This window comes from Thermomonas mangrovi (assembly GCF_028201335.1).
Classification (GTDB): Bacteria; Pseudomonadota; Gammaproteobacteria; order Xanthomonadales; family Xanthomonadaceae; genus Thermomonas; species Thermomonas mangrovi.
This window is the reverse complement of sequence record NZ_JAPEVV010000001.1, coordinates 383,548-402,061: the sequence shown is the minus strand read 5'-3', so window position 1 is coordinate 402,061 and position 18,514 is coordinate 383,548. Positions and strand designations below refer to the sequence as shown.

Sequence of the window (18,514 nt, the reverse complement as noted above, 5' to 3'; positions counted from 1 at the left end):
GCTTCACCAGACCAGGTCGTCGGGCACCTGGTAGCGCGGATCGGCATACGGATCCTGCTCGGCGGGCGCATCCGGATCGACCTTGAGCGCGATCGCCGGGGCGAAGATCGCCTCGGCCTGCGCGAGCGTGCCGGCATCGACCAGCACGTAGCGGCCATCCAGCTGCACCACGCCCAACTCGCCGGCATTCAAGGCCTTCAGCTGGTCGGCGGTGACGTGGATGCGCTTGATCTTGCCGCCGTATTCGAAATGGCGGACATGCTCCGCATCGGCGGCATTGAGGCCCTTGCCGGCGACGAACGCGGCCAGCGAGGCCTTGGCCTCGCGGCGCTTGCGCGCCTCTTCCTGCTTCAGCCGCTCGGCCTCGATGCGCTCGTCCTTCTCGCGTTGCGCGCGGATGGCGTAGGCCTTGGCGAGGTCGATGTCCTCGCGCGTGCGCGGCGGCTTGCGCGCGTGGTCCTTGCGCGGCGCGTCCTTGCGGGCGTGGTGCGGCGGCGCCTGCCGTGGCGGCGCGGGGCGCCCCGCGGCATTCGGCTTCGGCTTCTGCGGGCGCGGCTCCGGCTTCGGGGCGCTGAAGCCCAGGCCGAGCAGCTGGTCCTTGAGGGAATTGCTCATGGCGGATCAGTAATGCGGGGGCGGGGGTTCGCTGGCGGCATCGCCGACCACCGGGCTGGCGGCCAGCATGCTGCGCAACTGCCGCAGTTCGTCGAGGGCACGATGCAGGCGCAGCGCATTGCCGGCCTCCTCCGCGCGCGCGGCGGCGACGGCGTCGCTGAGTTCCTGCAGGGCGTGCTCCTGGAACGCGAGGCGCGTCTCCAGGTCGACCAGGCGTTGCTCAAGGCGGTCCATGGCGTCAGCGCACCACCAGCGAGCGCCCGCGGCCGATGCCGTAGTACGCCAGCCCAGCGGCTTCGACCTCGGCGGGCTCGTACAGGTTGCGGCCGTCGAACACCACCGCGTCCGCCAGCGCCGCCTGCAGGCGCGCGAAATCCGGGCTGCGGAACTGCTTCCACTCGGTGATCACGACCAGCGCGTCGGCGCCCTGCAGCGCCTCGCCCGCCGAACCGCACAGGCACAGGTCGGCGCGCTCGCCGAAGATCCGACGCGCCTCGTCCATCGCTTCGGGATCGTAGGCCTGCACGCGCGCGCCGGCGTCCCACAGCAGCTGCAGCAGGCGCCGGCTGGAGGCCTCGCGCATGTCGTCTGTATTCGGCTTGAACGCCAGGCCCCACAGCGCCACGGTCTTGCCGCGCAACGCGGCCTCGCCGCCGTAGTGGCGCACCATCAGTTCGAAGAGGTGCGCCTTCTGCGCTTCGTTGACGCCCTCCACCGCCGCCAGCAGGCGCGGCTCGACGCCATGCTGCTGCGCGGTGCGCGCCAGGGCCTGCACGTCCTTGGGGAAGCAGGAACCGCCGTAGCCCGCGCCCGGGTAGATGAAGTGCCAACCGATGCGCGGATCCGAGCCGATCCCCTTGCGCACCATCTCGACGTCCGCCCCGACCTGCTCGGCGATGTTGGCGATCTCGTTCATGAAGCTGATCTTGGTCGCCAGCATCGCGTTGGCCGCGTACTTGGTCAGTTCGGCCGAGCGCACGTCCATCGCCACGATGCGGTCGTGGTTGCGGTTGAACGGTGCGTACAGGCGCTTGAGCTTCTCGATCGCGGCAGGGTTGTCGGCGCCGAGCACGATGCGGTCCGGGCGCATGCAGTCCTCGACCGCCGCGCCCTCCTTCAGGAACTCGGGGTTGGACACCACGTCGAAGGCGATCGCCGCCCCGCGTTGCGCCAGTTCGTCCGCGATCGCCGCGCGCACCTTGTCCGCAGTGCCGACCGGGACCGTGCTCTTGTCGACCACCACCGCGGGCCGCGCCAGGTGGCGGCCGATCGTGCGCGCCACCGCCAGCACGTACTGCAGGTCGGCGCTGCCATCCTCGTCGGGCGGCGTGCCGACCGCGATGAACAGCACGTCGCCATGCGCGATGCCGCTGCCGGCGTCGGTGGTGAAGCGCAGGCGGCCGGCGGCATGGTTCGCCTTGACCATCGGCTCCAGGCCAGGCTCGTAGATGGGGATGATGCCGCGGTTCAGGCCGTCGACCTTGGCCTGGTCGATGTCCACGCAGACCACGTCATGGCCTACCTCGGCGAGGCAGGTCCCGGTGACGAGCCCGACGTAGCCGGTGCCGAAGATGCAGACGCGCATGCGCTGGGATCCGTGCGTTGGAATGGAAAAGGGGACGCATCCGAGGATACGTCCCCTTGCCGGACGACGCGATTACTTGGTGGCCGGCTTGACGATGTCCAGCAGCTCGACTTCGAACACCAGCACCTGGTTGGGGCCGATCATCGGTGGTGCCTGCTCGCCGTACGCGAGCTTGGCCGGGATCCAGAACTTGGTCTTGCCGCCGACCTTCATCAGCTGCAGGCCCTCGCTCCAGCCCGGGATCACGCCTTCCAACGGCATCACCGCCGGCTGGCCGCGGTCGTAGGAGCTGTCGAAGGTCTTGCCGTCCAGCAAGGTACCCTTGTAATGCACCTTCACCCCGTCCTTCGGGCCCGGCTTCGCGCCGGTGCCCTCTGTCAGGACCTGGTACTCCAGCCCGGAGGCGGTGGTCACCACGCCCGGCTTCTTGCCGTTCTCGGCGAGGAACTTGTCGCCCTTCTCCTGGTTGGCCTTGGCGTCGGCCATCATCTTGGCGATCTGCTTGGCCTGCATCTTCTGGCCGAAGGACTCGAAGATCGCCTTCGCCTGGTCCTCGGTGAGCAGGACCTTCTCGCCGGCGAGCTGGGCGCGCATCGCCTTGACCACGGTATCGACGTTGATCTCGTCCTTGATCTCGGTGAGCTGCTTGCCCATCGCCAAGCCGATCGTGTAGCTGATCTGCTCCTTCTCGGTGGGCAGGCCCGGGTACTGGCTCTTGCCCGCGGCATCCTTGCCCGAGGCATCGGTGCCCTTGGCGGCCTCGGAGGTCGCCGCCGGCTTGTCGGCGGGCTTCTGGCATGCGGCAAGTGCCAGAACGCTGGCAACGGCGACGGCGGTGGCGCGGGCAACGGGCTTCATCGGACTTCCTACTCCTGGGTCTGGGGGCAAGCGGGCTGCGGCGCGGCCTGCTTGCCGGGGGCGTGGCGAGCCACGCGCATGCGGTTACTTGACGCCGAGCAGCTCGACGTCGAATTGAAGCGTGGCATTGGGACCGATGGAACCGTCGGGAGTTCCCCGCTCGCCATAGCCGAGCTTGCCGGGAATCCAGAAGCGGTACTTGCCGCCGACCGGCATGAGGCCCACGCCCTCGGTCCAGCCCGGGATCACCTGGTCGAGCGAGAACTCGGCAGGCTGGCCGCGCTCGTAGGAGCTGTCGAACACCTTGCCGTCCAGCAACTTGCCCTCGTAGTTGACGCGCACCCGCTGACCCGGCTTCGGCCGCGGCCCGTTGCCCTGTCGCAGCACCATGTACTGCAAGCCGCTCGGGGTCGTGAAGACGCCCTTGACCGACTTGTTCTTGGCCAGGAAGGCCTCGCCATCCTTGAGGTTCGCGCCCGCCGCGGCGGTCGCCGCCGCCTGCTGGGCCGCCTGCAGGCGCGCGGAAAAGACGGTCCGCAGCGCGTTGGCATCGGCCTCGGAGAGCACCGGCTTGCCGTTCGGGTCCGACGCCGCGCGGAAGCCCTGCAGGAAACGCGGCATGTCGAACTCGCCCTTGATCTTCGCCAGCGAGCGGCCGATGTCGCCACCCACCAACAGGCCCACCTTGGTGCGATCGGGTGCGGCGGCCGGCTTGCCGCCGCCCTTGCGCGCGTTGATGCTGGCCATCAACGACTCGGAGGTCGCGCGCGCCTCGGCCGCGTCGAGCAACGGCTTGCCTGCGGCGAGCGCATTCTCGACCCCGCGCTGGAACGCGGCGATGTCCATGTCGGGGACCGCCGGCGCGACCGAGCGCGCCACGTCCATCCCGATCATGTAACCGATCTTGTCGCGCTCGGTCGGCAGCGTGGCGTCCTGGGCAATGGCGGCCTGGCCAGCCAGGGCAAGGAACAGCGCGCAGGCGGCGCGCAGCGGGAAGCGCATCGGGGGACTCCTGTAGTGACCGGACGCGGCGGCCGATGCCGACGCAGCCCGGCATTGTCGTCCGCGGGCGCCGGCGCGGCAATCCCGGGCCGCCCGGGCGCCCCCCCCTGGGAACCATGACTTCAGTTGGGTCACGCGATGCTTGACCGGGGATTTCTTAGTGTTATAGTTGCCTACAACACCGAACACCCAGAGCAGGACGGCTGCCATGATCCGCAAGCTCCACAACACCCTGATCGGCCTGGTCACTTGCAGCTGCCTGCTGCTGGTCGGCCTCCTGATGGCGGTACCGGCCACGCCGGATATCGCCCCCGCCGGCATCACCCCGTCCCTCGCGGACCTCGACGCCGCCGAGCCCACGCTCGCCGACGCCGGCCCGCAGGCCGACGAGGCCACCCCGCCCGCCCGCCGCACGCGGCATGGCCGGCAGACGGTGGCGATGCCCTTCTTCTCCTTCGCACCCCGGGGCTGAGCCATGACCGCAGTCGAATGGAACGATGGCGCGCCCATCTACCGCCAACTCAAGGAACGCGTCGTCGCGATGATGCTCGACGGCGTGCTCCGCCCGGGCGATGCGCTGCCCTCGGTGCGCCAGGTGGCCGCCGAGTACCAGCTGAACCCGATCACCGTCTCGCGCGCCTACCAGGAGCTCGCGGACGACCAACTTGTCGAAAAACGCAGGGGACTGGGCATGTATGTGACGGAAGGGGCCACGGCGCGGCTGATGGCCAGTGAACGCGAACGCTTCCTGCGCGAGGAATGGCCGATGGTGCTGGAGCGCATCCAGCGCCTGGGCCTGGACCCGAAGGAACTGCTCGACCCGAAGTCGAAGTGGGGGCAGGCATGAACACCGAGATCCGCAACGGCAGCCCGGTCGTGGTCGCCCGCGGCCTGCGCAAGGCCTACAAGAACAAGCTGGCGCTCGACGACACCCGCTTCGAGGTCCCGCTGGGCCGCATCGTCGGCCTGATCGGCCCGAACGGCGCCGGCAAGACCACCGCGCTGAAGGCGATCCTGGGCCTGGTGCCCTTCGAGGGCGACCTCAAGGTGCTGGGCAAGGACCCGCGCACCCAGCGCGACGAACTGATGAACGACATCTGCTTCATCGCCGACGTGGCGGTGCTGCCGCGCTGGATGAAGGTCAAGGAGGCGATCGCCTTCGTCGCCGGCGTCCACCCGCGCTTCGACGAGGCCAAGTGCCGCCGCTTCCTCGAGGGCACCCAGCTCAAGCCGGACCTGCGCGTGCGGGAGATGTCCAAGGGCATGATCGTGCAGCTGCACCTGGCGCTGGTGATGGCGATCGACGCCCGCCTGCTGGTGCTGGACGAGCCTACGCTGGGCCTCGACATCCTCTACCGCAAGCAGTTCTACCAGCGCCTGCTGGAGGACTACTTCGACGAGGAGAAGACCATCCTGGTCACCACCCACCAGGTCGAGGAGATCGAGCACATCCTCACCGACGTGATGTTCATCCGCGACGGCAAGATCGTCCTCGACGCGCCGATGGACACACTGGGCGAGCGCTACACCGAAGTGCTGGTCAACGCCGACCGCGTCGAAGCGGCGCGCGCGCTCAAGCCGGTCGACGAGCGCGCCCTGCCCTTCGGCAAGACCGTGATGCTGTTCGACGGCGCCGATGCCGCCCGCCTGGGCGAACTGGGCGAGACCCGCACGCCGGGCCTGGCCGACCTGTTCGTCGCCACCATGAAGGGAACTTACGCATGAACACCTCTGTCGACGCGATGGCGATGGACGCCGAACGCCCGCGCACCCCGCGCGTGGCCCCGCACGCCACCCACAAGCTGAAGCTGCTGCTGCGGCGCGAGTTCTGGGAACACAAGGGCGGCTTCTTCTGGGCGCCGATCTGGGCCGGCGGGATTTCGCTGGTGATGCTGTTGATGGCGATGGTGGTCGCCGAAGTCGCCGGCCGGCGTGCGGTTTCCGAGGGCCGGATGCAAATCGACGGCGACATCCACGTCAACGGACTCGACCTGAGCGCCCTCACCTCGCACATGGATGCCGAGGCGATGCGCAACTGGGCGGGTGGCCTGGACATCGCCATGTTCTCCTGGGCGATGTGGCCCATGGTGGTATTGGGATTCGTCGTGTTCTTCTACTGCCTTGGCAGCCTGTACGACGAGCGCAAGGACCGCAGCGTGCTGTTCTGGAAGTCGCTGCCGGTCTCCGACCGCGACACGGTGCTGTCTAAGCTCGCCAGCGCCGTGCTCGTCGCGCCCGTCCTGGCCGTGGCCGCCGCGATCGTCACTATGTTTTGCTTCTTGGTCATGATTAGCGCCTTCGCGCTGCTCCACGGGGCCAATCCCTTGACATTGGTGTGGGGTCTGGGCAGCCCGCTGAAGATCGCTGCCTGCCTGATCGCGCTGATACCGGTGTATGCCGTGTGGTCGCTGCCGACCGTCGGCTGGCTGATGCTGTGCTCGGCCTGGTCGAAGAGCAAGCCGTTCCTGTGGGCGCTGCTCGTCCCCGTGTTCTCCGGCATCGTGGTCAGCTGGTTCGGACTGATGAACGTGTTCAACCTCGATACCGGCTGGTTCTGGCGCAACATCGTCGCCCGCGGGCTGGTCAGCGTATTCCCGGGCAGCTGGTACATGAACGACAGCGTGCGCGAGCACGCATCCTCCCATATCAACAACCCGGGCGACTTCGTCAACGCCATCCAGATCGGCAAGAGCTGGGCGATCTTCGGCACTGCGGAACTGTGGATCGGCGCGGCCGTCGGAGCGGCGATGATCTACGCCGCGATCCGCCTGCGCCGCTGGCGCGACGAAGGCTGACGCCACTGGCCGATGCGCCGTCCGACCGACGGCGCATCGATGCCGGGTCCAGCCCACCCCACACGCACACAGCCCCGCCAGACCACCTTCCGCAAGGGACCGCCATGAAGACGCCCGTGATCCTCGCCACCGCCGCCTGCCTGCTGCTGCCGACCGCCGCCCAGGCGGGGGACACCAGGGACGGCGGCATCACCACCGAGATCCGCCAGGAGCTCGCCGATGCGCGCCGCGAAGTGCGCACCGAACTGGCACAGGCCAGCCGCGACCTGGAGACCGACAACCTGCGCGTCGACAACAGCCTGCGCTTCGGCGACGACGGCCGCGCCAGCAAGGACTTGCCGCGCGCCGAGATCACCCCGGCGGGCGACTTCCTCGTCGGCGGCCAGCGCGTGGCGATCGACGTCCCCCAGCGCCGGCAACTGCTCGACTACCGCGCGCGCGTCATCGAAGTCGCCAAGTACGGGATCGAGATCGGCCAGCGCAGCGCGGATGCGGCGCTGGATGCGGTCGGCAACGGTTCCATGCTCGGCCTGGTCTGGGGCGGCCTGACCGGCAGACTGGAGCGTCGCGTCGAACAGATGGTCAAGCGGGAAATCGAACCCGCGGTGCGCGGCATCTGCCGGCAGTTGCCGGGCCTGCGCGACTCGCAGCAGCGGCTCGCCGCCAGCCTGCCGCAATTCAAGCCTTACGCCACGCTGGACGCCGACGACATCGCCGACTGCGAATCCGACGTACGCCAGGAATTCGCCGTACGCTGACCCGACCGAGACCAGGATCGACGCCATGACCCGCTTGACCACGCTTGCCCTCGCAGCCTCGCTCGCCACCCTCGCCGCCTGCAGCGAACCCCCGGCGCCGCCGGCCCCGCCCGCACCACCCGCGCCGCCGGTGGCCTCCGCCGACGGCCCGAAGAGCTTCATCGGCCGCCACGTCGACAAGGCGCTCGACGAGGCGCGCAAGGAGCTGGCGACGCAGAACATCAGCATCAGCGACGGCATCGACATCAACATCAACGGTCGCCGCATCCACAACGACGCGACCGGGCTGCCGAAGGCCGAGATCACGCCGCAGGGCGACCTCCTGATCGAAGGCAAGGCGGTCGCCATCGATGCTGCACAGCGCCAGCAGTTGCTCGCCTACCGCGGGCAGATCCTGGGCATCGCCGAGTCCGGGATGGCGATCGGCGGCAAGGGCGCGGACCTCGCCGGCGAGGCCATCGGCGGCGTGGTCGGCGTGATCTTCGGCGGCAAGGAAGGCGAGGAGGCGTTCCGGCAGAAGATGGAGACGCAGGGCAAGCAGCTGGAAGCCGAGGCGATGAAGCTGTGCAAGCAGCTGCCCGGCCTGATGGCGAGCCAGCAGGCGCTGGCGGCCTCGCTGCCGGCCTTCAAGCCCTACGCGCGGATGACCCAGGCCGACATCGACGACTGCGGCAAGCACGGCAAGGACAACGGCGTCGCCGTCACCAGCGGCGAGGCCTGACGTCCCGGGACCATTGCGGCGGGTGGCCTCAGCCCCCGCCGCCCGCGCCGTCGCGGATGCCGCCCCGGATGAGCGCGGCGGGATCCAGCAAACGGCGCAACTGCTTTTCCGGCAGGCCGCTGTCTTCCAGCGCGACATCCAACACCGGGCGCTGCTCGGCGTACGCACGCTTGGCGATTTTCGCCGCGGCCTCGTAGCCGATCACCGGGTTCAGCGCGGTGACCAGGATCGGATTGCGATCCAGCGCCTGGGCCACGCGGTCCGAGCGCACCCGCAAGCCGGCGATGGCCTGGTCGGCGAGCGCGCGCATCGCATTGGCGAGCAGCCCGCTGCCCTCGTCGAGGTCGCAGGCGATCAACGGCAGCATCACGTTGAGCTGGAAGTTGCCGCTCTGGCCGGCGATCGAAATCACCTGGTGCAGGCCCATCACCTGCGCGCAGGCCATGCACAGCGCCTCCGGGATCACCGGGTTGACCTTGCCGGGCATGATCGACGAGCCCGGCTGCAGCGCCGGCAGCTCGACCTCGCCCAGCCCGGCCAGCGGTCCGGAATTCATCCAGCGCAGGTCGTTGCCGATCTTCATCAGCGCCACCGCCAGCGCGTTGAATTGCCCGGACAGTTCCACCAGGTCGTCCTGCGCCGCGAGCCCTTCGAACAGGTTGCCGGCCTGCTCGAACTTCGCGCCGGTCGCCGCCGACAGCGCCTTCGCCACGCCCTTGCCGAACTTCGGGTGCGCGTTGATGCCGGTGCCGATCGCGGTACCGCCGATCGGCAAGCGCCGCACGCGTTTAAGGGTGTCCTCGATGCGCGCCTGCGCGGAGGACAGCTGCGCCGACCACCCGCCCAATTCCTGCGCGAAGCTCAGCGGCATCGCGTCCATCAGGTGGGTGCGCCCGGTCTTGACCGATTTGCCCAGCGCCCTGGCGCGCTTGTCGATCGCCTTGCGCAGGTGCGCCAGGGCCGGCAGCAGCGAGCGCCGGGCTTCCACCACCGCCATCACCCGGATCGCGGTCGGCACCACGTCGTTGCTGCTCTGCCCGAGGTTGACGTGGTCGTTCGGGTGGATCGGCAGCCCCGCGTCGCGGGCAGCGAGGTGGGCGATCACCTCGTTGGCGTTCATGTTGCTGGAGGTGCCCGAGCCGGTCTGGTAACGGTCGATCGGGAACTGCTCGGCATGCGCGCCGCCGGCCACCGCGGTGGCCGCTTCCATGATGGCGTCGGCGCGGGTGCGGTCGAGCAGGCCGAGGTGCCCATTGACCACTGCCGCCGAGGCCTTGACCAGCGCCAGGGCGCGCACGAAGGCCTCCGGCATCGGCCGGCCGGAGATGCGGAAATTGTCGCGGGCGCGTTGGGTCTGCGCACCCCACAGGGCGCTGGCCGGAACCTGCAGCGTGCCCATGCTGTCGTGCTCGAGGCGGAAGCCCCGCGGGGCGGCGTGGGTGCGACGGGCCATGGCCTGCTCCGGTGGTCGATCCGCCGAGGATAGCGTCGCCGGGGTTTAGAATCGTGCATTCCCCGCACGCCCTTGCCCCCATGCCTGACGCCCTCACCGCCCTGTCCCCGCTCGATGGCCGCTATGCCGGCAAGGTCGACGCCCTGCGCCCGATCTTCTCCGAGTACGGCCTGATCCGCGCGCGGGTGAAGGTCGAGGTCGAGTGGCTGCTGGCGCTGGCGAACGAGCCCGGCATCGTCGAACTCAAGCCCTTTGCCGCGGTGGCGCGGCTGCGCGCCCTGGCCGACGGCTTCTCGGTCGCGGACGCGGCGCGGGTGAAGGCGATCGAAGCCACCACCAACCATGATGTCAAGGCGGTGGAGTACCTGATCAAGGAACGCCTGCAGGACGACCCCGAGCTGGGCCCGGCGCTGGAATTCGTGCATTTCGCCTGCACCAGCGAGGACATCAACAACCTGTCGTATGCGTTGATGCTCAGCCAGGCCCGCCAGGACGTGCTGCTGCCGAAGCTCGACGCGCTGATCGAACGGCTGCGGGCGATGGCGCACGAGCATGCGGCGCTGCCGATGCTTTCGCGCACCCATGGCCAGACTGCCTCGCCGACCACCGTCGGCAAGGAACTGGCGAACGTGGTCGCGCGCCTGCAGCGCCAGGGCGAGGTGCTGGCCGGGCTGCCGATGCCGGGCAAGATCAACGGCGCGGTCGGCAACTACAACGCGCATGTCGCGGCCTATCCGGACATCGACTGGCCGGCCTTCTCCCGGCATTTCGTCGAATCGCTGGGCCTGGACTGGCAGCCCTACACCACCCAGATCGAACCGCACGACGGCGTGGCCGAACTGTGCGACGTCGCCAAGCGCATCGACACCATCGCCATCGACCTCTGCCGCGACACTTGGGGCTACATCTCGCAGGGCTACTTCAAGCAGGCGGTCAAGGCCGGCGAAGTCGGCAGCAGCACCATGCCGCACAAGGTCAACCCGATCGACTTCGAGAACGCCGAGGGCAACTTCGGCATCGCCAGCGCGCTGTTCGAGCACTTCGCCGCCAAGCTGCCGATCAGCCGCTGGCAGCGCGACCTCACCGATTCCACCGTGCTGCGCGCGCTCGGCACCGCCTTCGGCCACATGCTGATCGGCTTCGATGCGCTGCAGCGCGGCCTGGGCAAGCTCAGCGCCAACCCGGAGCGGCTGGCCGCCGACCTCGACGCCAGCTGGGAAGTGCTGGCCGAGGCCGTGCAGACGGTGATGCGCCGCCACGGCCTGCCCAATCCCTACGAGCAACTGAAGGCGCTGACCCGTGGCCAGGGCATCACCGAGGCCTCGATGCGCGCGTTCATCGAAGGCCTCGACCTGCCCGCCGACGCGAAGCAGCGCCTGCTCGCGATGACGCCCGGCAGCTACACCGGCCTCGCCGAGCAGCTCGCGCGGGCGGTATGAGCATGCGGCGCGGGTTCGCCGCGATGATCGCGGCCGCGCTGCTCGCGGCCTGCGCGGCGCAGTCGGAACGCACCGCGCCTGCACCCACCGCCGCCGCGGAGCCCGCCGGCGTGCCGGCCTGTCCGCTCGACGCCAGCCCAATGCAGGGCTGGAGCGACCGTGCACCGCCGCGCCGGATCTTCGGCAACACGTACTACGTCGGCACCTGCGGCATCGCCGCCGTGCTGGTGGTGGGCGATGCCGGCGCGATCCTGGTCGACGGCGCCACCGAGCAGGCGCCTGCCGCGATCCTCGCGAACATCCGCGCGCTCGGCTTCGATCCGCGCCAGGTCAAGCGGCTGCTGAACACCCACGAGCACATGGACCACGCCGGCGGACTGGCCGGGCTGCAACAAGCGACCGGCGCGCCGCTGCTCGCGCGTGCGCCGGCCGTCGCCACCCTGCGGCGTGGCCGGTCCGATCGCGAGGATCCGCAGTTCGGCGAGCTGACCGGCTTCCCGCCCGTGGCCGACGTACGCACCCTGGCCGATGGCGAAGTGGTGCGCCTCGGCGGGCTCGCGCTGGCCTCGCACGCTACCCCCGGCCACGCGCCGGGCGGCACCAGCTGGACCTGGCGCTCCTGCGAGGGGACGCGCTGCCTCGACATCGCCTACGTCGACAGCCATAGCGCGCTGACCGACGACCATTACCGCTTCAGCGACCACCCCGCCTACGTCGCCGCCTTCGAACACAGCCTCGACATCGTCGCCGGCCTGCCCTGCGACCTGCTCATCACCCCGCACCCCGCCGCCAGCAACCTGCTGGCCCGTTTCAATGGCGATGCGCCGCTGGTCGACCCTGGCGCCTGCCAGGCGTTCGCCGTGAACGCCCGCGCCAACCTCGCCGCGCGCCTGTCCGAGGAACGCAAGGAACCCGCGCCATGACCCCCAAGCGCCGCACGCCCCCGCTGCCGTTCGAGATCGACGCCGCCGCCGGCCCGCACCCCCTGGGCATGACGCCCGCCGCGTTCCTGCGCGATTACTGGCAGAAGCGCCCGCTGCTGATCCGCAACGCCTTCCCCGGCTACGTCTCGCCGCTGCAGCCCGAGGACCTCGCCGGGCTGGCCTGCGAAGACGGCGTGCTGGCGCGGCTGATCGAGCACGACCGCGCGACGGACGGCTGGCGCGTGCGCAGCGCGCCGATCCCGGAAGACGTGTTCCCCGCCCTGCCCGACCGCGACTGGACCCTGCTGGTGCAGGACATGGACAAGTGGGACGCCGACCTGCGCGCCCTGCTCGACCGCTTCGATTTCCTGCCGCGCTGGCGGATCGACGACGTGATGGTGAGCTTCGCCGCCACCGGCGGTTCGGTCGGCGCGCACATCGACCAGTACGACGTGTTCCTGCTGCAGGCGCAGGGCCACCGGCGCTGGATGATCGACGCCGGCCCCAACCCGCCGCTGGGCTTCCGGCCCGACGTCGAACTCAAGCTGCTGCGCGAGTTTCATGCCACCCACGACTGGGTGCTCGGGCCCGGCGACCTGCTTTACCTGCCGCCCGGCGTGCCCCACCACGGGGTCGCCGAGGATCCCTGCCTGACCTTCTCGGTGGGCATGCGCGCACCGAGCGCTGCGGAGCTGCTCGGCGATTTCGTCGATACCCTGGCCGCGGACGCGCCGGACGCGTTGCGCTACCTCGATCCGGACCTGCAACCCGCCAGCGATCCGTACGAGATCGACGGCGAGGCGATGCGACGCGTGGTCGAGGCGCTGAACGCCCTGCGCATGCGCGACCCCGACAAGCTCGGCGACTGGTTCGGCAGCTTCATCACCCAGTACCGCAGCGCGGTGGAACCGGCCGCCGACGAGGCCGCGCGCCCGCGCATCGAGGTCGAATGGGACCTGGCCCACGGCGCCACGCTGGCGCGGCATCCGTGGTCGCGCATGGCCTGGCGTCGCGCCGCCAAGGGCGCCCGCCTGTACGCCGGTGGGCAGGTGCATGTGCTGCCGGCGCGGGATGCCGCCCGCCTCGCCGCCGCGGACGCTGTGGGTGGCGGCCTCTACGAGGGGCTGTCGCAGGCCGGCCGCGATGCGGTGATCGCCTTGCTGGAATCCGGCCACTACCAGCTGCAGCTCGACGACGGCGAATGAACGCCGGGGTCGCACCGTTCCGGGTCGAGGTGGTCGCGCATGCCGCGGCCCTGCCCGACCTGCGGCGGGTGCGCGACGAGGTGTTCGTCGCCGAACAGGGCGTGCCCGCCGAACTGGAACGCGACGCCGCGCGCGACCCGTCCTGCGTGCATGTGCTGGCCAGGCTGGAGGATGGCACGCCGATCGGCACCGGGCGCCTCACCCCGGACCGCCACATCGGCCGCATGGCGGTGCGCAAGCCGTGGCGCGGCCACGGCGTCGGCGATGCCCTGCTGCGCGCCTTGCTCGACGCCGCCTGGCTGCAGGGCACGCAGGCGGTCCATCTCAATGCGCAGGTCGACGCGATCGGGTTCTACGCCCGCCACGGGTTCGTGCCCGTCGGCGAGCGCTTCATGGAAGCCGGCATCGCGCACCAGGCCATGGCTCGCACCCTCGATGGCCCGCACCCGGTCCATGCGCGCACGCTGGCGATCGAGGCGACCCAGCGGATCATCGTCGGCGCCCGCCGCTGGCTGTGGATCCGCAGCCATGCGCTGGACCCCGGCCTGCTGGATGCGCCGCCGGTGCTCGACGCCCTGCGCGCCTTCGCCACCGCCGGGCGCGGCAACCAGGTGCGGATCCTGTTGCGCGACGCCGCGGCGCCGCAGCGCGGCCACGCACCGCTGCTGACGCTCGCGCAACGCCTGCCCAGCATCTTCGGCTTCCGCGAACTCGTCGATCCGGTCGACCGCGAGGATCCCGCGGCCTTCATCGCCAGCGACGGCGGCGGCTACTACGTCCGTCGCCTGGGCGATCCGGTCGAAGGCGAGGCCGGCTTCGACGCCGCGCCGCGCTGCCGGCAGTTGCGGGCCGCCCACGACGAGGCCTGGGAGCGCGCACGGCCGGTGACCGAATACCGCGCACTGGGGCTGTGAGCCGTGTTCGACCAAAGCACATGATGCAGTGCGGAAGAGCGAAGGCGTATAATTCCGCGCCCTTGCGGCTCCCTTCCGTGCGGTCGTGCCCCTGCGGGCCAGCCGTTCCGGATCAACCACTTACGGAACAAGTGCAGCCCCGGCCATGGCGGATAGCCTCCTGAAGCAGTTTGCCCAGTCCTCGCAGCTCGGTGCCAACGGCGCCTACATCGAGGACTTGTATGAACAGTACCTGGTGGCCCCGGACAGCGTCGGGCCGAAGTGGAAGCAGTACTTCGATGCCCTGAAGGGCCACGAAGCCGGCGACGTCCCGCACTCCGCGGTCATCGAGCACATCGCCGAAGCCGGCCGCCAAGCCGCGCGCGGCGTGGTGGCCACCGGCAGCGGCGACGAACGCGAGCGCGCAGTCGGCAAGCTGATCACCGCCTACCGTTCGCGCGGCCACCTCGCCGCCGTCCTCGACCCGCTGGGCATGGCGCCGAAGCCGGAGGCCCCGGACCTCGGGCTGGCCTTCCACCGCCTGTCCGACGCCGACCTCGGCACCGAATTCAGCACCGGCGGCGTTGGCGGCCGGGAGCGGATGAAGCTGGGCGACCTGCTGGCCCTGCTGAAGGCGACCTACGCCGGCAGCGTCGGCGCCGAATTCATGCACATCACCGACGCCGAGCAGCGGCGCTGGATGTACGAACGCCTGGAAACCGCCGCCGGCCACTACGGTCGCGGCAAGGAGCAGAAGGCGCGCATCCTGGAGCGGCTGACCGCCGCCGAGGGCCTGGAGCGCTACCTGCACACCAAGTACGTCGGCCAGAAGCGCTTCTCGCTGGAAGGCGGCGAAAGCCTGATCCCGATGATGGACGTGGTGATCCGCCGCGCCGGCGAGGACGGGGTCAAGGACGTGGTGCTGGGCATGGCCCACCGTGGCCGCCTCAACGTGCTGGTCAACACCCTGGGCAAGCCGCCGCGCAAGCTGTTCGACGAATTCGAGGGCAAGTTCGAGCATGCCCGCGCCGGCGACCACGCGCATACCGGCGACGTGAAGTACCACATGGGCTTCTCCAGCGACATCGCCACCCCGGGCGGCCCGGTCCACCTGGCGCTGGCGTTCAACCCGTCGCACCTGGAGATCGTCGACCCAGTGGTCGCCGGCAGCGTGCGCTCGCGCCAGCAGCGCCGCGGCGACAAGGCGCGTAAGCAGGTGTTGCCGGTGCTGATGCACGGCGACGCCGCCTTCGCCGGCCAGGGCGTGGTGATGGAACTGTTCCAGATGTCGCAGGCGCGCGGCTTCGCGGTCGGCGGCACCCTGCACATCGTGATCAACAACCAGGTCGGCTTCACCACCAGCGCGGCAGAGGACGCACGCTCGACCCTGTACTGCACCGATGTCGCCAAGATGGTCGGCGCGCCGGTGCTGCATGTGAACGGCGACGACCCCGAAGCCGTGGCCTTCGTCGCCGAGCTCGCCTTCGACTTCCGCCAGCGCTTCGCCAAGGACGTGGTGATCGACCTCGTTTGCTACCGCCGCCACGGCCACAACGAAGCCGACGAGCCCGCGGCCACGCAGCCGGTGATGTACAAGAAGATCCGCGCGATGAAGACCACGCGCGAGCTGTACGCCGCGCGCCTGGCCGCCGAAGGCACCCTGGCCGAGGCCGATGCGCAGGCGTTGGTCGATGGCTACCGCGCCAAGCTGGATGCCGGCGAAGTCACCACCGAACTCGCCCCGGCCAAGGCTGATGCGTTCTCGGTCGACTGGTCGCCCTACCTCGCCGCCAAGCTGTCCGACCCGGTCGACACCCGCGTCGACCGCGGCATGCTGGACGGCCTGGCCTCGCGCATCAACGCGATCCCGGGCAGCGTGACCCTGCACCCGCGCGTCGCCAAGATCTACGAGGACCGCCGCAAGATGGCCGCCGGCGAGCTGCCGGGCGACTGGGGCTTCGCCGAGAACCTCGCCTACGCGACGCTGGTCAGCGAGGGCTACCGGCTGCGCCTGGTCGGCCAGGACTGCGGCCGCGGCACCTTCTTCCACCGCCACGCGATCCTCCACGACCAGGCCACCGACGACTACTACCTGCCGTTGCGCGAGCTGGTGTCGAACAAGGAAGACGTGACCATCATCGACTCGCTGCTCAGCGAGGAAGCGGTGATGGCGTTCGAATACGGCTACACCACCGCCGACCCGATGACCCTCGACATCTGGGAAGCCCAGTTCGGCGACTTCGCCAACGGCGCCCAGGTGGTGATCGACCAGTTCCTCGCCGCCGGCGAGGCCAAGTGGGACCGCCTCTGCGGCCTCGCGCTGTTCCTGCCCCACGGCTACGAAGGCCAGGGCCCCGAGCACAGCTCGGCGCGCCTCGAGCGCTTCCTGCAGCTGTGCGCGCTGGAGAACATGATCGTGTGCGCGCCGACCACCCCGGCGCAGGATTTCCACATGATCCGCCGGCAGATGAAGATGGGCACGCGCAAGCCGCTGGTGGTGATGACGCCGAAGTCGCTGCTGCGCCACAAGCTCGCGGTGTCCACGCTGGACGAGTTGGCGAACGGCGAGTTCCAGCGCCTGATCCCCGACACCACCGCCACCGCGAAGAAGGTCCGGCGCGTGGTGCTGTGCTCGGGCAAGGTCTACTACGACCTGCTGGAAGAGGCGCAGAAGCGCGGCCTGGCCGACGTCGCCCTGGTCCGCATCGAACAGCTGTATCCGTTCCCGCGCCCGGAACTCACCGCCGAACTGCAACGCTTCGGCACCGCGACCGAAGTCGTGTGGTGCCAGGAAGAGCCGCAGAACCAGGGCGCGTGGTACCAGATCCAGCACCACCTGCGCAGCTGCCTGCAGCCGAAGCAGTCGCTCAGCTATGCCGGGCGCGCCCGCTCGCCCTCGCCCGCCGCCGGCCACCTGGCCGAACACGTGGCCGAGCAGGTGCAATTGGTCGCCGACGCGCTGGTCAACCCCGCCGGCGCGCAAGCGGCCGCCGAATAACCCCGACACTCCTCCAAGTTCCCGACAGGACGCCCTCCATGGCCACCGAAGTCAAAGTCCCGGTCCTCCCCGAATCCGTCTCCGACGCGGTCATCGCCAGCTGGCACAAGAAGGCCGGCGACGCGGTCAAGCGCGACGAGAACCTGCTCGACCTGGAAACCGACAAGGTGGTGCTGGAAGTGCCGTCGCCGGTCGATGGCGTGCTGAAGGAAATCAAGTTCGACGCCGGCGCCACGGTGACCAGCGCGCAAGTGATCGCGGTGATCGAGGAAGGCGCCGTCGCAGCCGCCGCATCGGCCGCTGCCGCCCCCGCCGCCGGCCCCGAGCAGGTCCAGCCGAAGGCCGAGGCCGCCAAGGCGCAGGCCGCTGCGCCCGCCAGCACCACGCCCGCCCCCGTGGGTGGCGAACTGCCGCCGGGCGCGCGCTTCGCCGCCGCGACCAGCGGCGTGAATCCGGCCGAGGTCGCCGGCACCGGCCGCCGCGGGATGGTCACCAAGGAAGACATCGTCAACTACGCGAGCGGCAAGACCGCCGGCGTGGGCGCCGGCGCCCGCCCGGAGGAGCGCGTGCCGATGACCCGCATGCGCACCCGCATCGCCGAGCGCCTGATGCAGTCCAAGAACAGCATCGCCATGCTGACCTCGTTCAACGAGGTCAACCTGGGCAAGGTGATGGCCATGCGCAAGGAGCTGGGCGAGTCCTTCGAGAAGGCCAACGGGATCAAGCTCGGCTTCATGAGCTTCTTCGCCAAGGCCGCGGCCAACGCGCTGCAGCGCCACCCGATCATCAACGCCTCGGTGGACGGCAACGACATCATCTACCACGGCTACGCCGACATCAGCGTCGCGGTGTCCACCGACAAGGGCCTGGTCACCCCGGTGCTGCGCAACGTCGAGCGCATGTCGTTCGCCGACATCGAGGGCGGCATCGCCGGCTTCGCCAAGGCGGCGCGCGAGGGCGGGCTGAAGCTCGAGGACCTGCAGGGCGGCACCTTCACCATCACCAATGGCGGCACCTTCGGCTCGCTGATGAGCACGCCGATCGTCAACCCGCCGCAGAGCGCGATCCTGGGCATGCACGCCATCAAGGAGCGCGCCATCGTCGAGAACGGGCAGGTCGTCGCCGCGCCGATGATGTACATCGCGCTGAGCTACGACCACCGCATCATCGACGGCAAGGACGCGGTGCTGTTCCTGGTCGACATCAAGAACCAGCTCGAGAACCCGCACCGCATGCTGCTCGGCATGTGATCGCGCGAAGCCCCGCCCA

General features: G+C 69.9%; 18 protein-coding genes. 12 read left to right on the top strand and 6 right to left on the bottom strand.

Annotated elements, in window-relative coordinates; all coding sequences use genetic code 11:
- Window positions 1-3 precede the first annotated feature (3 nt).
- The 5 genes from ON759_RS01980 to ON759_RS01960 all read right to left on the bottom strand — a co-directional run bounded on the left by ON759_RS01980 (window position 4) and on the right by ON759_RS01960 (window position 4,060).
- On the bottom strand, window positions 4-615 hold the full coding sequence (locus tag ON759_RS01980; RefSeq protein ID WP_271678667.1) for a DUF2058 domain-containing protein: 612 nt from the start codon (window positions 613-615) through the stop codon (window positions 4-6).
- A 6-nt stretch (window positions 616-621) separates the two neighbouring features.
- Entirely contained in the window at window positions 622-849 is a 228-nt protein-coding gene (locus ON759_RS01975; protein WP_271678666.1) for a SlyX family protein, read from the bottom strand.
- 4 nt (window positions 850-853) lie between these two features.
- The gene (locus ON759_RS01970) at window positions 854-2,200 is read right to left on the bottom strand and encodes a UDP-glucose dehydrogenase family protein (RefSeq protein ID WP_271678665.1); all 1,347 of its coding nucleotides are present in this window, start codon (window positions 2,198-2,200) and stop codon (window positions 854-856) included.
- 72 nt (window positions 2,201-2,272) lie between these two features.
- Window positions 2,273-3,058: an FKBP-type peptidyl-prolyl cis-trans isomerase gene (locus ON759_RS01965; protein WP_271678664.1), complete on the bottom strand. Its 786-nt coding sequence runs from the start codon at window positions 3,056-3,058 to the stop codon at window positions 2,273-2,275.
- 84 nt (window positions 3,059-3,142) lie between these two features.
- Entirely contained in the window at window positions 3,143-4,060 is a 918-nt protein-coding gene (locus ON759_RS01960; RefSeq protein WP_271678663.1) for an FKBP-type peptidyl-prolyl cis-trans isomerase, read from the bottom strand.
- 208 nt (window positions 4,061-4,268) lie between these two features.
- Between ON759_RS01960 and ON759_RS01955 the strand changes: the two genes are divergently transcribed.
- From ON759_RS01955 to ON759_RS01930, 6 genes are all read left to right on the top strand, one after another.
- On the top strand, window positions 4,269-4,532 hold the full coding sequence (locus tag ON759_RS01955) for a hypothetical protein (protein WP_271678662.1): 264 nt from the start codon (window positions 4,269-4,271) through the stop codon (window positions 4,530-4,532).
- Window positions 4,533-4,535: 3 nt separating this feature from the next.
- Window positions 4,536-4,907 (top strand): GntR family transcriptional regulator, encoded by a 372-nt coding sequence (locus ON759_RS01950; protein WP_271678661.1) that lies wholly within the window; start codon window positions 4,536-4,538, stop codon window positions 4,905-4,907.
- A complete protein-coding gene (locus ON759_RS01945) occupies window positions 4,904-5,785 on the top strand; it encodes an ABC transporter ATP-binding protein (protein ID WP_271678660.1) in 882 nt (293 codons plus the stop codon). Before ON759_RS01950 ends, ON759_RS01945 begins: the two co-directional genes overlap by 4 nt.
- Entirely contained in the window at window positions 5,782-6,855 is a 1,074-nt protein-coding gene (locus ON759_RS01940; RefSeq protein WP_271678659.1) for a hypothetical protein, read from the top strand. The genes ON759_RS01945 and ON759_RS01940 overlap by 4 nt, the downstream gene beginning before the upstream one ends.
- 104 nt (window positions 6,856-6,959) lie before the next feature.
- Window positions 6,960-7,613 (top strand): hypothetical protein, encoded by a 654-nt coding sequence (locus ON759_RS01935; protein ID WP_271678658.1) that lies wholly within the window; start codon window positions 6,960-6,962, stop codon window positions 7,611-7,613.
- Between the two features lie 25 nt (window positions 7,614-7,638).
- Window positions 7,639-8,334 (top strand): DUF2884 family protein, encoded by a 696-nt coding sequence (locus ON759_RS01930; protein ID WP_271678657.1) that lies wholly within the window; start codon window positions 7,639-7,641, stop codon window positions 8,332-8,334.
- A 28-nt stretch (window positions 8,335-8,362) separates the two neighbouring features.
- Here ON759_RS01930 and ON759_RS01925 read toward each other — a convergent pair whose 3' ends face one another.
- Window positions 8,363-9,787 (bottom strand): class II fumarate hydratase, encoded by a 1,425-nt coding sequence (locus ON759_RS01925; RefSeq protein ID WP_271678656.1) that lies wholly within the window; start codon window positions 9,785-9,787, stop codon window positions 8,363-8,365.
- Between the two features lie 80 nt (window positions 9,788-9,867).
- Here ON759_RS01925 and purB point away from each other — a divergent pair, with 80 nt between their 5' ends.
- The 6 genes from purB to sucB all read left to right on the top strand — a co-directional run bounded on the left by purB (window position 9,868) and on the right by sucB (window position 18,495).
- Window positions 9,868-11,226, top strand: a complete 1,359-nt coding sequence (gene purB, locus ON759_RS01920) for an adenylosuccinate lyase (RefSeq protein ID WP_271678655.1) — start codon at window positions 9,868-9,870, stop codon at window positions 11,224-11,226.
- A 2-nt stretch (window positions 11,227-11,228) separates the two neighbouring features.
- Window positions 11,229-12,149, top strand: coding sequence for a subclass B3 metallo-beta-lactamase (gene bla, locus ON759_RS01915; protein WP_271678654.1), 921 nt, complete (start codon window positions 11,229-11,231; stop codon window positions 12,147-12,149).
- A complete protein-coding gene (locus ON759_RS01910) occupies window positions 12,146-13,354 on the top strand; it encodes a cupin domain-containing protein (protein ID WP_271678653.1) in 1,209 nt (402 codons plus the stop codon). The genes bla and ON759_RS01910 overlap by 4 nt, the downstream gene beginning before the upstream one ends.
- Window positions 13,351-14,268, top strand: a complete 918-nt coding sequence (locus ON759_RS01905) for a GNAT family N-acetyltransferase (protein WP_271678652.1) — start codon at window positions 13,351-13,353, stop codon at window positions 14,266-14,268. Before ON759_RS01910 ends, ON759_RS01905 begins: the two co-directional genes overlap by 4 nt.
- Window positions 14,269-14,413: 145 nt before the next feature.
- Complete coding sequence (locus tag ON759_RS01900) at window positions 14,414-17,245, top strand: 2-oxoglutarate dehydrogenase E1 component (protein ID WP_271678651.1); 2,832 nt, start codon at window positions 14,414-14,416, stop codon at window positions 17,243-17,245.
- Between the two features lie 38 nt (window positions 17,246-17,283).
- Complete coding sequence (gene sucB / locus ON759_RS01895; RefSeq protein WP_271678650.1) at window positions 17,284-18,495, top strand: dihydrolipoyllysine-residue succinyltransferase; 1,212 nt, start codon at window positions 17,284-17,286, stop codon at window positions 18,493-18,495.
- The last annotated feature ends 19 nt before the right edge of the window (window positions 18,496-18,514 follow it).

Bases quoted from the DNA above. Each gene is read 5' to 3' on its own strand.
- ON759_RS01980 (WP_271678667.1), bottom strand. From the start codon at position 615: ATGAGCAATTCCCTCAAGGACCAGCTGCTCGGCCTGGGCTTCAGCGCC.
- ON759_RS01975 (WP_271678666.1), bottom strand. From the start codon at position 849: ATGGACCGCCTTGAGCAACGCCTGGTCGACCTGGAGACGCGCCTCGCG.
- ON759_RS01970 (WP_271678665.1), bottom strand. From the start codon at position 2,200: ATGCGCGTCTGCATCTTCGGCACCGGCTACGTCGGGCTCGTCACCGGG.
- ON759_RS01965 (WP_271678664.1), bottom strand. From the start codon at position 3,058: ATGAAGCCCGTTGCCCGCGCCACCGCCGTCGCCGTTGCCAGCGTTCTG.
- ON759_RS01960 (WP_271678663.1), bottom strand. From the start codon at position 4,060: ATGCGCTTCCCGCTGCGCGCCGCCTGCGCGCTGTTCCTTGCCCTGGCT.
- ON759_RS01955 (WP_271678662.1), top strand. From the start codon at position 4,269: ATGATCCGCAAGCTCCACAACACCCTGATCGGCCTGGTCACTTGCAGC.
- ON759_RS01950 (WP_271678661.1), top strand. From the start codon at position 4,536: ATGACCGCAGTCGAATGGAACGATGGCGCGCCCATCTACCGCCAACTC.
- ON759_RS01945 (WP_271678660.1), top strand. From the start codon at position 4,904: ATGAACACCGAGATCCGCAACGGCAGCCCGGTCGTGGTCGCCCGCGGC.
- ON759_RS01940 (WP_271678659.1), top strand. From the start codon at position 5,782: ATGAACACCTCTGTCGACGCGATGGCGATGGACGCCGAACGCCCGCGC.
- ON759_RS01935 (WP_271678658.1), top strand. From the start codon at position 6,960: ATGAAGACGCCCGTGATCCTCGCCACCGCCGCCTGCCTGCTGCTGCCG.
- ON759_RS01930 (WP_271678657.1), top strand. From the start codon at position 7,639: ATGACCCGCTTGACCACGCTTGCCCTCGCAGCCTCGCTCGCCACCCTC.
- ON759_RS01925 (WP_271678656.1), bottom strand. From the start codon at position 9,787: ATGGCCCGTCGCACCCACGCCGCCCCGCGGGGCTTCCGCCTCGAGCAC.
- purB (WP_271678655.1), top strand. From the start codon at position 9,868: ATGCCTGACGCCCTCACCGCCCTGTCCCCGCTCGATGGCCGCTATGCC.
- bla (WP_271678654.1), top strand. From the start codon at position 11,229: ATGCGGCGCGGGTTCGCCGCGATGATCGCGGCCGCGCTGCTCGCGGCC.
- ON759_RS01910 (WP_271678653.1), top strand. From the start codon at position 12,146: ATGACCCCCAAGCGCCGCACGCCCCCGCTGCCGTTCGAGATCGACGCC.
- ON759_RS01905 (WP_271678652.1), top strand. From the start codon at position 13,351: ATGAACGCCGGGGTCGCACCGTTCCGGGTCGAGGTGGTCGCGCATGCC.
- ON759_RS01900 (WP_271678651.1), top strand. From the start codon at position 14,414: ATGGCGGATAGCCTCCTGAAGCAGTTTGCCCAGTCCTCGCAGCTCGGT.
- sucB (WP_271678650.1), top strand. From the start codon at position 17,284: ATGGCCACCGAAGTCAAAGTCCCGGTCCTCCCCGAATCCGTCTCCGAC.